Below are 16775 nucleotides of genomic sequence, written 5' to 3'. Positions count from 1 at the left end.
GGGAGGCCCCCGTGCTGCAACTCGGCAACGACACCTTCGAGGAGGACGGCGTCCAGGTCCTCAGGGACTCCGCCGATCCCACCCAGTTCTGGTACCTGCCCTCCAGGGTCTCCCTGGGCACCCTGCCGGACGGGTCGCCCGCGTTCACGTTCATCCGCTACCGGCCCGCCGTGGGCGACGCCGGGATCAGCGGCGGCGGGTTCCTCATGTTCCAGTCGGTGGTGACGCTCGCCGCCGCCACCCGGGCCAAGATCCTCGCGCGAGCGTCCGGTCTGATCCGTGGCGCCGAGCCGAGGCTGGCCCCGGCACCGGTGGACACCGGTACCGTGCGCTGCGTCGCGCTCAACCTCTCGGGCCCCGGCGGAACCACCGCCGAGCCCCCGCCCGGCGCCTTCGTCCCCGTCACGACGATCCTCGGTGCGACGAAGCCGTCCCTGGTGGGAGACGAGACGGCCGTCTTCTCGCTGGCCCTGTCCGAGCAGGGCGCCACCATCCTCAAGCAGGCGTTCGAGAAGGGCGCGACGCCGGTCGGAGTGATCTACGAGTTGCAGTACTCGGCGCTCACCCCCGACCTGCACGTGGAGATCACCGCCGACTTCGAGCGGGTCTACACGCATTTCTCCGCCGGTCTTGAGGCGCAGATCTACTGGCTGCGGGCCGGTATCGACGCCGGATTCGAGAAGCTCGTACAAGACGGCGCCATCAAGATCAATGTGATCGACTACGACACCGCCCAGGACCGCCAGGAGAAGGAGAAGTGGGCCCTCGACTTCTTCAAGAGCGAGTTGCTGTCGAAGTGGTTCGAGCCGTCACTGGACCTGGGCAAGCTCAAGGGCGCGGATCCGCCGGAGGGTCTGGACGCGGTCCTTGAGCGGCTGAAGAAGCTCCGGGGCGGCGGGGCTCCGGCGGGAGGTGGGGCGAGCGGGGGCGGTACGACGAGCGGCGGTGGGACGACCGGAGGAGGCGGGACGAGCGGTGGCGGGACGACCGGAGGCGGCGGGACGAGCGGGGGCGGTACGACCGGAGGCGGTACGACGAGCGGCGGCGGCACAGGGGCCGGGACCCCCGCAGGCGGCGCCACCCCCGGGCCACTGCCCGCCGCCAAACTGGTCACCACCACGACCAGCCCTACCCCCCTGCCTGCCGGGCACGGCCTGAGCCACACCCCAGCGGCCACCGGCACCACCGAGACCCTGCGCGTGCAGGGCCCGCCAGGCGCGGTCGTGACCGTGGACGGCCAGCCCCGCAACGCCGACGCCGACGGCAGCGTCACCGTGGACGTCCAGCCGGGCACCACGCATCCCGTCACCGTCCACTGGCCCGCCCCGGCCCCGGTCACCGAGACGTTCAAGCTGCTCTTCACCTTCGACCAACCGCACGAGCAGGGCTTCTCCCCGTCCCCTTCGAACCCCGTCTACTCCTCCTACCTGCTCAACTCCCCGCTCCCACCCGACCCCAAGTTCAGTCAGAGCGCCGCGCCCGGCCAGGCCGCTCCGCCGGGCGGAGCGGCCGCCCTGCACGCCTGGCTGGACCGGCTGTCCGGGGCCAAGGCGGTGACGGTCAGCGCGCACGCCAGCTACGACGGGAACGACGCGCCGCACATCGTCGCGCTGAACCAGCGGCTTTCCGAACGCCGCCTGGCCGTCGCCAAGGGGATCATCGCCAACCGGGCGACGATCACGGCGGCGCAGGCCGCGGGCTTCAGCCGGGGACGGGCCGCCGGCGGGGTCAAGCCGGAGGAGGAGCGGGTCCAGGACCGGGTCGCCGAGATCACCGGCCTGGTGGCAGCGCCGGGCCAGGCCGTCTCCCTCCAGGCCACGCTCTCGCGTGAGCCCCGCCCGACCACGCCGCCGACCGACCCCACCAACCCCACCAACCCCACCAACCCGACTGATCCGACCAACCCCACCAACCCGCAGAGCGGTTCCACCCCCGCCCTGGTCTCCTTCCGGCTGAGATTCGTCCGCCAGGAAGAGCGCAAGACACTCAAGCTCGTCTACGACCGGAAGAAGGCCGTGCAGCGCACCTACGCGCCGCAGGGATTCATCGGGCTGCTGCTCGACCAGCTTCCCGACAAGAGCAGCCATCTCATCGACGTGGACCTGGACGATCCGTTCTTCCGCAAGCTGAACGTCGACATCGTCTCGCCGGCCGACTTCGAGCGCGTCGGGCTCTCGTCCGCCGAGGTGTCCATCGACTACGGCGATCCCGCCGACGCGGCTCACCTCCGGCACGAGGAGTTCCGGCTGACCGCGAACGACCGCGGCCCGAAACGGTTCGAGACCTTCCTCAACGCCACCTACGACCTCGGCTTCCGGGTCGGAGTGCAGTACCACTTCGACGCGGGTTCCGGCTGGATCGGTGAGAAACTCGCCTACGAGCTGCCGCCGCGGCCCAGCGTCGACCGGACACTGACCGTGGACCCGGGCGACGACCTGGGGTTCCTCACGCTGCGGGTGTTCCCGGGCCGGATCGACGCCGGGATCGTGGAGGCGATCGACGTCCGGCTCGACTACGACGACGGGGCGTCCTTCGCCCACACCGACACCCTCCGGGTGGTCCCCGGCGGGGACACCCAGCTGTGGAAGCTGCGCCTGAGCGACCCGGCCGAACGCGCCTGGTCCGCGACGTTCACCCACCACCTCAAGAACGGCACCTCCCGCACCGGCGCCCCGCTCACTGGCGAGGCCTCGTTCCTGCCCGTCGACGACCCCTTCACCGACGCGCTGGACATCCGCGCCGTGCCGCTGTTCGGACCGGGCGAGGTCCGGGAGGCCTTCCTCGACGTCGAATACCACGACCCTGCCCACTCCTACGCCCGGACGGAGCGGATCGACATTCCGGGCACCGCCACCGAACCGGTGACCCTGCGCCTGGCCCTGCTCGACCCGGCACGCCGCACCTTCCGGCACCGGGTCACCGTCGTCACCACCGACGGCCGCCTCATCCAGCACGCGCCTGTGGACGGTGAGGAGACCATCATCGGGGTCGGCTTGGCATGACGCCTGCCCAGGTCCGCGCGCCCGGCATCCGTTCCGCCGTAAAGTCGCTGATCGCCCCACTGGCGGGCGCCGGGGCCGCCGGCCCTTCCCCGGAATCCGCCCGCTCGTCAGAGCCGGCAAAGCACCAGCTGCCCGTGGCACTGGACGAAGCGGTGGCCCGCCTGGAGGCGAGCGCGTGGCCGGAGGTGGCCGGTTCGTGGAGTCGGCTCACCCCGTCGGGCTTCCCCGTCGAGGTGACCGTACTGCCCGACCGGACGTGGCAGTGGGCCGCCGAGGTGGCCGGGCCGGAACTACCGGAACCGGCCCGGCTCGACCGGGCACTGCGCCTGCTCGACGGGGCCGGGGCCCCGCTCCCCTCCGCCACCCGGCAGGCGCTGGTCTCCCACCAGGCCGGGCGGGACCTGCGGTTCGGAGCCTGGATCGCGGGGCGCGGCGAGCGCCTCAAGGTGTACGCGGAACTCACCGCCGAGCGCGCGGTTCCCGATGCTGCCGTCCCTCAAGGCGGCCGGGCCTCCCCGGAGCCGTCCGGCAGGTCACCGGACGCGACCGCCAACCGCCCCGGCGTTCATCCGTCGGCGCTGCCGCCCGGCCTGCCCCTGCCGGAGCGCGTGGTGTCCGGGCTGGCACGGCTGCCGTGCGGCACGATCCCCCGGTTGCTCGGCGTGGAGCCGGCCCGGCAGCGGACCGAGCTGTATGTCCGGCTGCCTGCCTCGGGACTCGACGACCTGCTCCCCTTCCTCCGCGCGACCGGCCACCTCAAGGCACCGCGCGGGCTGGAGGAGGGCCTGCCCGACGGGGTGCGCCGCCTGTCGGGCCGCCGTCTCGGCCTGAGCATCGCCTGGGCCGCCGACGGCCCGCTGGAGCTGGCGCTGTTCGTGACCGCCCGCACCCTGTTCCCCGGCCACCCCCGGGGTCTGCTGGGCCTGGCCCCGTATCTCACCGGCCTGTCCGCCCGCCCCTGCCTCGTCACCCTGGTCCTCGATCCGACGGGCCGGACGGTGTCGACGCGCACGAGTGTCTGCCCATGGACTGACAGGCCGGGGCCGCCTCCGGTGGAGGTCGCGGAGGAGCTGGGATAGTGCCGCGACCGACAAAGCCCCGATTCGCCCCCGCCGTAAAGGTATGGACCGGATGCGCCGCCCCCATTTGGCGCGCTTTGAGTTCCCGGTGCGAGCGGTCCACTCAGTGGAACATCATTCGTCCTCCCGATAGGCCGCCGCTAGGCTGAGCGCCACTTCGTCATCGAGTTTCGCGAAGTCGTAAGGCATAAGTCGTAGGGCATAAGCCACAAGGCATAAGCCGAAATGCGCAAGAGGCAACAGGCAAGCAGCGCGCCGTGCGGCGCGGCCGCGACGCGGTGAACCGCCGCACCCCGCACGCTCGTTCGGTCATGACGCCATCGTCCCGGCCGAACTCGACCCAAAGATTTCCTTTCGACACTGCGCGCAGCACCGCTGCGCCCGGACAACGGGGAGTGGACCGATGACGAGCCAAGTGGCGACCGTGTCCGGCGGTCCTAACGAAATCGTCTGGGATATCACCTACTCCTGTCCCCTGCGATGTACGCACTGCTATTCCGAGTCGGGACGGCGCGCTTCCCGGCAGCTGTCGCCCGAGGACATGGTGCGGGTCACGGAGGCGATGCTGTCGCTGCGCCCCTCGGCCATCGTGCTCGCGGGCGGCGAACCGCTGGTGGTGAAGGGCCTGCCGGAGGTCGTCGACCGCGTCGTCGGCGCCGGAGTACAGCTCTACCTCTACACCAGTGGATGGTCTGTGCGCAGGTCAGCCATCGACGACGTGCTGGCGAAGTGCGCGGATGTCAGCGTGAGCGTCGACGGCGCGACGGCCGAGGTCCACGACGCCGTCCGGGGCAGGGCCGGGTCCTTCGACCGTGCCATGGCGACGCTGGCGCTGCTCGACCGGTGGGTCGCAAAGCGGCGGGCCGAGCAGGCCGAGCACTGCGCCCTGACCCTCGACGCCACCCTCGTACGCAGCGGCTTCGACCAACTGGAATTGTTCTGCACCGACGTTGTTCCACGGTTTCCGGAACTGCGTCAGGTCTCCTTCGGCGCGGCCATGCCGATCGGCCTCGCCAGCCGTTCCGGTTTCGCCCGGCATGAACTCCTGACCGACGAGCAGGCCGACCACCTGGTCGATCCCCAGCACGTCGAACGGTTACGTTCCCTCGTACCGCCATCGGTCCAGGTAACGGTCAACGACAATCGGCTGCTCCGCTACCACCCCGACCTCCTCGCTCAAGGCCGCATCCCCGCGATGCAAGTGGAACCGGACGGTCACGTACGGGCGATGGCGATATACGAGGGCACCGTCGGCAGCCTTCTCACCGACCCGCCGATGGAATTGTGGAAGCGTTCGGTCGCACGCTGGAGCGACCCGTTCGTGACCGAAACGCTTTCCTCCGTGTACACCATGGAGGACTGGGCCGCGGCGACTCGCCGCATCGACTACCGGTTCGGCACGGATGCCGACCGTGCCCGCATCGACGCCCGTCCACCCGTGATTCCCCAAGGCCTTCCCGCCGGCTGAACACGCGTCGCTCGGCGGGAGGAAGCACAGCCATTCCGATACCGAAAGGGGGTGTATTCGCATGGAATTCGACGTGACTGCCCTGCAGGTCCTGGAGGAGCCCGAGCCCGAGCTGGGCCTCTTCCCGTGCTGCGGCACCTGCTGAGTGCCACCGGTCCGGCCCGCCGCCCACACCGCTCGCGCGGGGGAGGCGGGCCGGACTCCCACCGACCGGTGACCGCCCCGGAGAAGCGATGTCTCACGTTCACGTCCGCCACGCGCTGCTCGCGCCCGCGCCCGCCGTGGCCAAGGCCGTCGCGACAGCCGTCGCGGTGGGCGCGGGACTGCTGCTTCCCGTGGTGCTGGCCCGCGTGGTCGACCGGACGCTGGCGGGCGCCGACACCGACGCGTGGCTGCTGGTGTTCGCCGCTCTGCTGATCGTGCGCACGGCGGCCGAGGCGGGCGGTGAGATCGCGGGCGTCGCGGCGGAGACCTCCGTCCTCGCACGCCTGCGCCATCAGCTCGTACGGCAGGTGTTCCTGCTGGGCGTGCCCGGCTCCTGGCGCCACGCGCTCGGCGACCTCATCGCCCGCCTGAGCGGAAACGCCGTGTCGGCGGCCAAGGCGGTGCCCTACCTCGTCGAGGCCGGAGTGGAGATCCTGGCCGCCGTCTGCGGGGCGGTGGCCCTGTGCTGGATCGACTGGCGGGCCGGACTCACCTTCCTGGTCACCGCGGCCCCCCTGGCGTTCGCGGTCAGGCGGCTCGCGCTGCGCTCGTCGAGCGCGTTCGCCACGTATCTCGCCCGGCTCTCCGACATCGCGGCCCGGCTGACCGACGCGGTCTTGGGACGCAGGACCATCCGCGCCTGCGGAACCGGCCCCCGCGAAGTCGCACGCGTGCTGGCTCCGCTGCCCGAGCTGGCCCGAGCGGGCATGGCCACCTGGCAGGTCCGGCGCGCGGTCTCCTGGCAGGTCGCCCTCGCCCAGACCGTCATCAGGGTCCTCGTCCTGCTGGTCGCGGGCCTCGGCGTCGCCGACGGCCGGATCTCTCCCGGCGCCTTCTTCGCGCTGACCCTCTACCTCACCATCGCCCTGGGGTTCGTCCAGCAGGTGGACACCCTGCTCTTCCTCGCCGACGCGCGGGCCGGCGCGGCCCGCGTCCGGGAACTTTTGGCCGAACAGCCCCCGGCCACCAAAGGCACCGCACAACTTCCCGCCGGGCAGGGCGAGCTGTCGTTCCGCGAGGTATCGGTGCGGCGCGGCAGCCGTACCGTACTGGACGCCGTCAGCCTGGACGTGCCGGCCGGTGCCGTGCTGGCGGTCGTCGGCCCCTCCAGCAGCGGCAAGACCACGCTCGCGCTGCTCGCGGGCAGGCTCATCGACCCCGACGAGGGGGACGTGCTGCTGGAGGGCGTCCCCCTGCGCGCCCTCGACCCGGCCGCCGTCCACGCCGCCGTGGGGTACGCCTTCGGCCGCCCGGTGCTGCTCGGCGACACCATCGGCGACGCCATCGGCTTCGGCGGCGGATCCAGGAGCGACGCCGAACACGCGGCCCGCATCGCCCAGGCCGACGACTTCATCCGCAGGCTCCCCGCCGGGTACGACACCAGGCTCGACCACGCCCCGCTCTCCGGCGGGGAGTGGCAGCGCGTCGGCCTCGCGCGGGCCATCGCCGGCCGACGGCGCGTCCTGGTGCTCGACGACGCCACGTCCAGCCTCGACACCGTCACCGAGGCCCGCCTGGCCGCCGCCTTCACCGAGGGCCTGGCCGGCCGCACCCGGCTGGTGATCGCACACCGTGCCGTCACGGCCGCCCGGGCCGACCTGGTGGCCTGGCTCGACGAGGGCCGCGTGCTCGCGGTCGCGCCCCATCACACCCTGTGGGCCACCGAACCCCGCTACCGCGCCGTCTTCGGGAGCGCGACGTGACCGGCGGCGGGCACGCGCTGCTGCTCGGCGTGCTCCGCCGACGGCGCGGCACCCTGGCGTGGATCGCGCTCTGGTCCGTCGTCGAAACCGCTCCCGTAGCGGTCTCGGGACTGCTGATCGCCACGGCGATCGACCACTTCCTGGCGCACGACGTGCCGCCCGCCACCGGGGCGCTCGCCGCGCTGCTGGCGGCCGCGCTGGTCGGGACGGTGGCCACCCGCCGCCTCTTCCCCCTGATGGCCGCCGTCATCGAGCCGGTGCGGGACGCCTTCGTCACCGCGCTGGTCAAGGGCGTGCTCACCGACGCCGTCCACGCGGCCCACCCGCCGGACCTGGCCTCCGTCGCCCGGCTCACCCAGCAGGTCCAGACGGTCAGGGAAGTCCTGCACGCCGGACTGCGCATCGTCCGCCAGATCGTGTTCGCCTCGGTGGCCGCGCTGGTGGGACTGAGCCTGCTCGCCCCGCTGATCGCCCTGATCAGCGGCGGGCTCCTCCTGGCGGCGCTCGCGCTCTTCGCCTGGCTGCTGCCGGGCCTGGCCGCGCGCCACAAGGCGGTGCTGCTCGCCGAGGAGGACGTGGCCCAGCGGGCAGGCACCGCCTTCAGCGGGGTCCGCGACGCGATCGCCTGCGCGGGTGAGCACCGGGTCGTCGCGGACGTCGACCGGACCGTGGACGAGCAGGGGCGCCGCGCCCGCGCACTGGCCAGGGCGACCGCCGCACGGACACTGGTGGTCTTCGTCGGCGGCCAGCTGCCGGTGCTCGTCCTGCTGGCCGCCACACCCGCACTGCTGCGCCACGGCCACCTGAGCCTCGGCGAAGTCGCGGGCGCCGTCGCCTATCTGACCGTCGGCCTGGAGCCCGCGCTGCGCCGGTTGCTCGAGGTCATGGCCACGTGGGGCCTGGAGATGGCGGTGAGCGTCGCCCGACTCGGCGAGACGTTCACCGAGCCCGCCCAGCCACCGGGCACCGGCCGCGCCCCGGACGCGTACGACCTCCGGGTCGAAGGCCTCACCTTCGCCTACGGACCGCACGCCACGCCGGTCGTCCAGGACCTCGACTTCACCGTGCCGGAAGGGAGCCACCTGGCGATCGTCGGCCCCAGCGGCATCGGGAAGTCCACCCTGGCGGGGCTGCTCACCGGACTCCTGACCGCGCGGCACGGCCGGGTGCTGCTCGGCGGCACCGCCATCGACGGCATCGACCCGCGCGAACTGCGCCGTCACCTGGCCCTGATCCCGCAGGAGGCGTACGTGTTCGCCGGTACGCTCCGCGAGAACCTCGTCTACCTCGCGCCCCGGGCCACCGAGTCCGAGATCGCCCGGGCCCTCGCGGCCGTCGGCCTGCGGACGGTGGCCGACCGGCTGGGCGGCATCGACACCCCGGTCGGCGTGGGCGGCGCCGACCTGTCGCAGGGCGAGAGGCAACTCGTCTCGCTGGCCCGGGTGTACCTGTCGCCCGCCCGGCTCGTGATCCTCGACGAGGCCACGTCCGGTCTCGACCCGGAGGCCGAGGCACGGGCCGAGGCCGCGTTCGCCCGACGGGCCGGAACGCTGATCGTCATCGCGCACCGGATCAGCTCCGCCCACCGCGCCGACCGGGTGCTCCTGCTGGACGGGGACACGGCGCACCTCGGTACGCACGACCAACTCGCCGCCGCCTCCACGCTCTACGCCGACCTGGTCGGCCACTGGGACCACGAGCGCGGCCGTCCGCTCACGCCTTCCGGCACCAGAGGAGAGAAGGATGCAGATACCTGACCGCCCCGGCTACATCCTGTGGGACATCACCTACCACTGCCCGCTGCGCTGCACGCACTGCTACTCCGAGTCGGGCAGACGACCGTCGCGGCAGCTGAGCCTCGACGACAACCTCCGCGTCGCCGACGCGATCATCTCGCTCGCCCCGGACAACGTCGGCCTCGGCGGCGGTGAAGCACTGGTGGTCCCGGGCATCTTCGAGATCGTCGAACGGCTCATGAGCGCCGGGATCGGGGTGTTCCTCTACACCGGAGGATGGCCGCTGCGCGAGCGCGCGATGGAGGAGATCCTGCGCCTGCGGCCCCAGGTGCACATGAGCGTCGACGGGGCCACGGCGGAGGTGCACGACCGCATCCGCGGCCGGGCCGGCTCGTTCGACCGTGCCATGAAGGGGCTGCGGCTCCTGGACGACGCGTCGAGGACCGCACGGCAGCACGGCGGACCGCCCCTGAAGTTCGGCATCGACAGCACAGTCGTGCAAAGCAGCTTCGACCAGATGGAACTCTTCTGCACGGACGTGGCCCCCCGCTTCCCGGAGATGGACTTCCTCTACCTCAGCGCGGTCGTGCCCTCCGGGCTCGCCAACCGGCCAAGCTTCGTGGAGCGGGAACTGCTCAGCGACGAGCAGGCCGCGCGGCTGGCCGCACCCGAACTCACCGAGCACCTGAAGGCCCTGGCGCCCGCCTCACTGGAGCTGGCCGTGTCCGACAACTGGGGCACGAGCATGCACCCCGACCGCATCGCGGCGGGCTCGTTCTTCGCCGCCATGGCCGTGGAGCCGGACGGAGCCGTCCGCGCGATGTGCATCTACGAGGGCGTGGTCGGCAACATCCTCGACGACGACCCGCTCCTGCTGTGGAAACGCGCGGTCGCACGCTGGCACGACCCGTACGTGGTGGAAACCCTCCGACCGGTCCGCACCATGCGGCAGTGGGCCGAGGCCGCCCGCCGAATCGACCGCCGCTTCGGCACCGCCGAGGACCGAACCCGTATCGACCTGCGCCCGGAGTTCTCCGCGGCCCTCCCGCTCCAAGGACGCTCATGACCTCCAGCGATCCGCTGCTCGTCGACTGCGCCGAGGCGGCACTCGCCCGCCACGACGGCCCGGGCTGGCGGACCAGGCCGAGCGACTTCTGGTGCTACGTCGAACCCCCGCGCGGACGTACGGTGCGGCAGGGGTGGAAGCTGCACCTCTCCGCGACCCCGCTGTCCGCGCCCCTGGTACTGGCCCGCGCCGCCGAGGTGCTGCTGCGCCAAAGCTGCCCGTTCAAGTTCGCCAGGACCCTCACCCGGGTCGAGGAACTCGGCTCCCGGCTGTGCCCTCGCGGCGCGGGCGGCAAGTTCCTCACCGCGTACCCCGAGTGCGACCAGGAGGAGGTGCGCGAGCTGGCTGAGGAACTGCACCAGGCCACCGCGGGCCTACCAGGGCCGGGAATCCTCTCGGACCGGCCCTACCGGCCGGGCAGCCTGGTGCACTACCGGTTCGGGGTGTTCACCGGCATCCCGATGCTGGGCAACGACGGCAGCTACGAGGCCCTGCTGATCACGCCGGACGGCCGTCTCGTACCCGACCGGCGCGAGGCATGGTTCTCCCCGCCCCCATGGGCGCCGCGCGACCCCTTCCATACCGGGGCCGACGCCGCTCCGGCCGCGCCCACATCCGTGCTGCTCGACGACCGTTACCTGGTACGAAAGGTGATCCGCCACGCCTTCACCGGCGGGACGTTCCTGGGCACCGACCGCAAGACCGGCGACGACGTCGTCATCAAGCAGGCACGGGCGCACACCGGAGCGGGCCTCGACGGGCAGGACACCCGCGACCGGCGACGGTACGAAGCCGAACTGCTGGCCCGGCTGGCCCCTTCGGGGCGCACACCGCACCCGGTCGCCGTCTTCGAACAGCAGGGAGACCTGTTCCTCGTGCAGGAGGCACTGCCGGGCGTCACGCTGCGCCAGTGGGTGCGCGACCACCTCGTACCGGACGACGGCGGGCCGTGGGGCGGGCAGGTGCCCCGACTGCGTGACATCGCCCGCGAACTCGTGGACCTGCTGCGGCTGGTGCACGACAACGGACTCGTCACCCAGGACTTCCACCCCGGCAACGTCATGGTCCTGCCCAACGGCGAGCTACGCCTGATCGACCTCGAACAACTCGCCGAGGCCGGGACGCGGGTGAAGCGGTCCCACACCCCCGCCTATGCCGCACCGGAGCAGCTCGCCGCGCCGCCGTTCGGGCCCGCCCCCGCACCTTCCGCGAGCCTGTACAGCCTCGGAGCCACCCTGTTCTTCCTGGTCAGCGGGGCCGACCCGGCGCTGGCCCCGGACGAGGGGCAAAAGCGCCCCACCGCCGAGCGCATCGCGCACTGGCTGCGGCGGATCACCCCGCGCAACGCGGCGGCGCGGGCACTGGCACCGGTCGTCGTCGCCCTGCTGGACGCGGATCCGCAGCGGCGCCCCGCTCTCGACGCCGTACCCGCCCTGCTCACCGCGGCGGACGCACCTGAGGCACCGGCCGCGCCCGCTCACGTCAACGGCCATGACCCGGACCTGGACCGCCTGGTCTCGGACGGCTTCGCGCACCTGCTCGCCACCATGGATCCGGCGGACGACCACCGCCTGTGGCCGACGCAGCGCGGCGACGCGGACACCGATCCGCTGAACGTCCAACACGGCAGCGCCGGTGTACTCGGCGCGCTCGTGCGCGGCTGCCGGACCGAACGAGGACTAGTGGACGCCGTACGGGTCGCGGCCGACTGGACGGCGCGCCGCGTCGCCCGCGAACCGCGCGCGCTGCCCGGCCTGTACTTCGGCCGCTCCGGCACGGCCTGGTCCCTGCTGGAGGCCGGCCGCCTCCTCGATGACGAGCGACTGCGCCAACAGGCCGCGGACCTCGCCCTACGGGTGCCCGTGCGCTGGCCGAACCCCGACGTCTGCCACGGCACGGCCGGAGCGGGCCTGGCCCAGCTGCGGTTCTGGGAGGCGACCGGCGACGAGGAGTTCCTGGACCGGGCCCGGACCGCGGCCGACACGCTCAGCACGGCCGTCGAGCACCGCGACGGCCAGGTGAGGTGGCCGGTCGCCGCGGATTTCGCCTCGGCTCTCGCGGGCGTCTCCCACTACGGCTTCGCCCACGGGGTGGCCGGAGTGGGAACGTTCCTGCTCGCGGCGGACCACGCGACCGGCGAGGCCCGCTACACCGAACTCACCGTCGCCGCTGCGGACACCCTGGGATCGCTCGTACGCTTCGACCGGGGCGCCGCGTACTGGCCCGGCCACGACAACGGCGGGCTCCTGAAGACCAACTGGTGCAGCGGGTCCTCCGGGATCGGTACCTTCCTGGTCCGCATGGCACGCAGCGCGGGCGCGGAGCGGTACGCCGCCCTCGCCGAGCAGGCGGCCGTGGCCGTGCGCCGCTCCCGCTGGCACATCGGGATCTGCCAGTGCCACGGCCTGGCCGGTGACGGCGACTTCCTCCTGGACCTGGCCGACCTGCTGGGCGACAAGCGCTACCGCGAGTGGGCGGCGGACCTCGCGGAGAGCATCGAGCCCCGCCACGCCCTGTGCCAGGGCCGCGTGGTCCTGCCCGACGACACGGGCATGGCCGTCACGGCGGGTTTCAGTACCGGCCTCAGCGGGGTGCTGGCCTTCCTGGTCCGCCTGCGCGACGGCGGCCCCCGGCTCTGGCTGCCCGACTGCCTCGCGGGCACACCGTGCTGACCTCGGGCGGCACCAGCACGCGCCAAGTCCGCCGCCGAGGTCGTTGTCATGCCGCACGAGACCGCGAACCGGCAGGCGTACGAGTCCGCGAACGGCGAGTTGCTGCGCCGTGGAGACCGGCTCGTTGCGGTGTGGGACGGTACGCCGCCCTCGGGCAGGGGAGGTGCTACGGCGGACACAGTCGAGCAGGCACGGGCCGAAGGGCTTGCTGTCGACATTGTGTGGCCACAGGGCGCGGCTCGCCGAGGCTAGCGGCCACAGAGTGAAAGGCCTCCTCCCGCCAGAAGGCGAGAGGGGGCTAAGCGTTTCAGCGGGCCAGCAGCGCGAAGAGGCCGGACCCGGCGCCGATCTACCCCGACGAGCGCGGCGATGGTCGGCAGCGGCCGTTGGCCGTGCTCCAGCGCGTCCAGGCGTTGCTCGTGCTCGTTCGGGCCTGTTCGTCTACTCGCTGCGCTGCGCCAGGAGGGCGAGCACCGCGGCGAGGGGGGTCTTCAACACACGGCAGGGGGCGTCTGCGCACACAGGAAACCGCCCGGTCCTCCCCCAGGAGAGGGCCGGGCGGCCGCGCTCGGTGTGAGGACCGAGCGCGAAGCGGGGGCGGTGGACGGACATCACACTGCCCCCGCGGCTTATGCGGACACCGGGCGGTCTCTGGCGCGCTCGCACTGGACGTGCACGTAGCCGAGTTCCGGGCCCCGGCGGCTTTGCCAGAAGTACGGTCGGAAGGTGCTGCCGCGTGCGAACGTCTCGCAGTTCAGGCACCAGACCGCTTCCCGTCCGATGCACTCCCGGGCGGTCAGGTGTGCGATGCGCAGCGTGGTGTCGGTGTCGCACCGCCCGCCCGCGCAGGCCGCGCAGTCCAGAACGTGGTCATTCCAGGCGACGTACGTGGACACGACCTGGCTGTGGGCGGCGTAGCAGGGGCGGCAGGCCTGGGGCCACCAGCCGTGGGAGCCGCCGAGGTCGACGCGGTCACCGTGCCGGAGTGTGCGGGGGCACCAGACGCAGGCATTGCCCTGGACCTGCTCAACACCCAGGGCGGGGCCCTGGGCTACGAGGGCGTTCAGCAGCCGCGCGACGTTGGGAGCACTCATCGGGGCTTTGTCGGGCAGAACCGCCGCACTGCGGTGCGCCAGGCTCGCAGGTTCCCGCGCAGGTACAGGCCCGCCCCGCATGGCTTCCCTTTCCAGTTCAGGCCGCAGCGGGGACAGGTCCACAGGTGATCCAGATACGCGAGATAGGCGCGCTCGGCGACGGCCTCCAGCGGGTGCAGGCCGGCGGACATCATCGCCCCACCGTCCTGAGGGAGTCGGTCGTCGCGAGCAGTGTGCGCACGTGGCGGGTGTCGCAGAGGGCGCCGGGGTGTGGGGGCAGCACCACCCAGCGGGAGAGCACCGTCACGTATCCGGGGCGAGGGACGCCGAGGTAAGTGCCGGTCGTGAGCCGCTCGGCCGGGCCGTCCCAGTCGGCGCTGGGCGCGATGAGTACGTAGTACGGGCCGAGGCGGCTGCGGGCGTCCCGGATCACCGGACCCTCCAGCCAGGCACGCAGCACCTTGGCCACTGCCTGCTCTTCATCGCTGCCCACCACGTAGTGGACCCGCTCGGCCGGAATGCGGATCGCGTCGAAGCGGCGGCCAAGCGGGAGCAGCGCGACACCGTGCTGCTCCCACGCCGCCCACACCACGCCCGGTCGCGGGTCGGCCTTGGCCAGGCAGCAGGCGGCTGCCAGGAGTTCTCGCACGGTCAGTGGGGCCTGCTCTTCGGGGTTGCTTTTCGGTGCTGGCACGGGGGCCGTACTCTCGCCCATGTCGACTCCTTCTCAGTCGGCCATGCCCCGGGGCCGGTCGCACGGTCGCCGTGGTCTTCCGATCCATCGAAGTCCTTCGCCGGTACGGGCGGAGGAGCCATCAAGGGGCCAGCCAGGGGCCAGTTGCACGGGTAGCGTGATGGTGAGGAGGCCCCTGCATGGACGAGGCGATGACGGCGCGACGCGCTTTCGGTGCGCACCTGGCCGCGTTGCGTAGGCGAGCACGGCTGACGCAGCCTCAACTCGCCATGCGGCTATGCGTGATCAGCGGCACGGCAACGGTGACCCGGAACGATGTCTCCCGGTGGGAGCGGGGGAAGCGTGTGCCTGACGCCTGGCTCCCATCATTGGCCGTCGCCCTCGCCACGCCGCTGGAGGAGTTGGAGCGAGCCGCCGCGCATGCCCGGGGCGAACTACCGGAACCGCCGCAAGATGACCACCCGCACGCTGTCGTGCAGCAGCGGGCAGGGTGGCTACTTGCTCACGACTCCGCGCACGGCGGTGACCATGTGGCTGATGCTGGCGTACAGGTTTGGCGTGCCGAGCGAGCCCAGATCACAGGTGACGACAAGGCTCACCTGGCCGTGGTCTCCGAAGTCGCAGAGATCGCCGGATGGTTACTGTTCGACGCGGCCCGCCCAGAGGAAGCACGCGCTGCCTGGCTGGAATCTCTGCACCTTGCCCGTGCGGCCGGTGATCTGACCATGCAATGGTTCGCCATGAACCTGCTCGCCATGGAAGCCGCACAGAGTGGGCGCGTGGGTGAGGCACTGGCCCTCTGCGAGGAGATCACGAGCAGTTCGGTGCCCCCGCGGGTAGCGCTTCTCGCTGAAGTGCGGCGTAGCCGGGCGCTCGCCGCTGCCGGTGACCACACCCGCGCCCTCCAGGCGATTGGGAGGGCCCGTAGCCGCCTGGAAGACTCGGTCCATTCTCGGGACCCACACTGGACATGGTGGGTGGATGACCTGGAAGTCACGGGACACGAGGGCGAAGTGGCGCTGCTGCTCGAAGAGCCTGCGCGAGCGGTGCCGCGTTTCGAGCGGACCGGAGAGCTACTGGAGACGGCCAACCCCACAGGCCGTGGCGCGCTCTACTACGCCACCGCCGAGTTGGACGCGCTAGTTCGGCTCGGCGCATGGCGCGAGGCTGAGGCGCCATTGCTGCGCCTCAAGCCGCTCCTGGGGAACGTTGCGTCTTCCCGGATCCGGGGGCGTCTGCGGCCCACGTTGCGTGCCATCGACCGGGACGGACCGACTTGGCTGGCCGACACTGCTCATGAAGTTGTGGGGGACCAGACCCAGGCGTGACGAAGCGCCCCCGCCCTCCCGAAGGAGAGCAAGGGCGAAGCGTTTCAGCGGGCGATGAGTGCGAACAGACCGGACCCAGCGCCGATCACCCCGGCGAGAGCCGCTACCGTCGGCAGCGGCCCACCTCCTCCGCTCCAGGATGTCGAGCCGCCGTGCGTGGTCGTTGAGTGTTTTGTCCGTCTGGTTGCCGTGCTGTGCCAGGAGTGCGAGCTGGCCGCGTTGTTCGGAGATCCCGACCTTCATCGTCCGGTGCCGCTCGGACAGCTCCAGTGCGGCATCACGTGCCCCGGCGCCGAGGACGGCGAGGAAGGTCTGGGCGAAGGTGTTGACGCCCCGTTCTGCGGTCGCCTTCCAGGTCTCGTGTAAGGCGCGCTGGAAGGCGTGGCAGGCGCTGGGAATGCGCGGGCGTTGTGTCTGAACTGTCGGGCTGTCTTGTTATGTGGCTGCCCAGGGAATGAGAGGGTTTTGCAATTTGGGTATGCGGCTTAGCTCAGCAGAATTCTTGGGTGGCCGTTAATTCCCTGAGGGGGAGCGGAAGAATCTGATGGAGCGTCAAGAATGCTCCTGATACTCTGTCAGGTCAACGAGGGAAAGCTGGAACTGACCACCCCTTACCCTCCTAGCCAGCCAAAGGAATTCGCGGAGCGAATTCCTTAACCGAATCGCGGAGCGATTCGGTTGCCGGGCAACGGAGTTGACCGGCGCCGGCCCGGAGGGCCGGCAGAGCAG

At 71.7% G+C, this 16775-nt stretch carries 11 protein-coding genes and 1 pseudogene; 10 read left to right on the top strand and 2 right to left on the bottom strand.

Going from position 1 to position 16775, the window contains the following annotated elements:
- Positions 1-11: 11 nt before the first annotated feature.
- The 9 genes and pseudogenes from AC07GB_RS30130 to AC07GB_RS30090 all read left to right on the top strand — a co-directional run.
- Positions 12-3002 carry an OmpA family protein gene (locus AC07GB_RS30130; protein WP_478850913.1) on the top strand — a complete coding sequence of 997 codons (2991 nt, stop codon included), beginning with the start codon at positions 12-14 and terminating at the stop codon, positions 3000-3002.
- Positions 3003-3136: 134 nt separating this feature from the next.
- Positions 3137-4081, top strand: a complete 945-nt coding sequence (locus tag AC07GB_RS30125) for a hypothetical protein (protein ID WP_478850911.1) — start codon at positions 3137-3139, stop codon at positions 4079-4081.
- Between the two features lie 403 nt (positions 4082-4484).
- Positions 4485-5549: a radical SAM protein gene (locus tag AC07GB_RS30120; RefSeq protein ID WP_478850909.1), complete on the top strand. Its 1065-nt coding sequence runs from the start codon at positions 4485-4487 to the stop codon at positions 5547-5549.
- Between the two features lie 61 nt (positions 5550-5610).
- Positions 5611-5694, top strand: coding sequence for an ALQxL family class IV lanthipeptide (locus AC07GB_RS30115; protein WP_223279873.1), 84 nt, complete (start codon positions 5611-5613; stop codon positions 5692-5694).
- An 88-nt stretch (positions 5695-5782) separates the two neighbouring features.
- Positions 5783-7456 (top strand): ABC transporter ATP-binding protein, encoded by a 1674-nt coding sequence (locus AC07GB_RS30110; RefSeq protein ID WP_478850907.1) that lies wholly within the window; start codon positions 5783-5785, stop codon positions 7454-7456.
- A complete protein-coding gene (locus AC07GB_RS30105; protein WP_478850905.1) occupies positions 7453-9213 on the top strand; it encodes an ATP-binding cassette domain-containing protein in 1761 nt (586 codons plus the stop codon). Before AC07GB_RS30110 ends, AC07GB_RS30105 begins: the two co-directional genes overlap by 4 nt.
- Positions 9200-10258 (top strand): radical SAM protein, encoded by a 1059-nt coding sequence (locus AC07GB_RS30100; protein ID WP_478850903.1) that lies wholly within the window; start codon positions 9200-9202, stop codon positions 10256-10258. The genes AC07GB_RS30105 and AC07GB_RS30100 overlap by 14 nt, the downstream gene beginning before the upstream one ends.
- Positions 10255-12930, top strand: a complete 2676-nt coding sequence (gene lanL, locus AC07GB_RS30095; RefSeq protein ID WP_478850901.1) for a class IV lanthionine synthetase LanL — start codon at positions 10255-10257, stop codon at positions 12928-12930. Before AC07GB_RS30100 ends, lanL begins: the two co-directional genes overlap by 4 nt.
- 24 nt (positions 12931-12954) lie before the next feature.
- Positions 12955-13182, top strand: a pseudogene (locus tag AC07GB_RS30090) (hypothetical protein); the annotation flags it as partial.
- A 377-nt stretch (positions 13183-13559) separates the two neighbouring features.
- Here the strand turns inward: AC07GB_RS30090 and AC07GB_RS30085 are convergent.
- Together AC07GB_RS30085 and AC07GB_RS30080 are read right to left on the bottom strand one after the other, a co-directional pair.
- Positions 13560-14024, bottom strand: a complete 465-nt coding sequence (locus AC07GB_RS30085; protein ID WP_478850899.1) for a hypothetical protein — start codon at positions 14022-14024, stop codon at positions 13560-13562.
- A 190-nt stretch (positions 14025-14214) separates the two neighbouring features.
- A complete protein-coding gene (locus AC07GB_RS30080; RefSeq protein ID WP_478850897.1) occupies positions 14215-14739 on the bottom strand; it encodes a hypothetical protein in 525 nt (174 codons plus the stop codon).
- A gap of 158 nt (positions 14740-14897) precedes the next feature.
- Here AC07GB_RS30080 and AC07GB_RS30075 point away from each other — a divergent pair, with 158 nt between their 5' ends.
- Entirely contained in the window at positions 14898-16046 is a 1149-nt protein-coding gene (locus AC07GB_RS30075) for a helix-turn-helix domain-containing protein (protein ID WP_478850895.1), read from the top strand.
- Positions 16047-16775 lie beyond the last annotated feature (729 nt).

The organism is Streptomyces sp. NPDC045778 (genome assembly GCF_056431945.1).
This window is presented reverse-complemented; position numbering and strand designations above follow the sequence as displayed.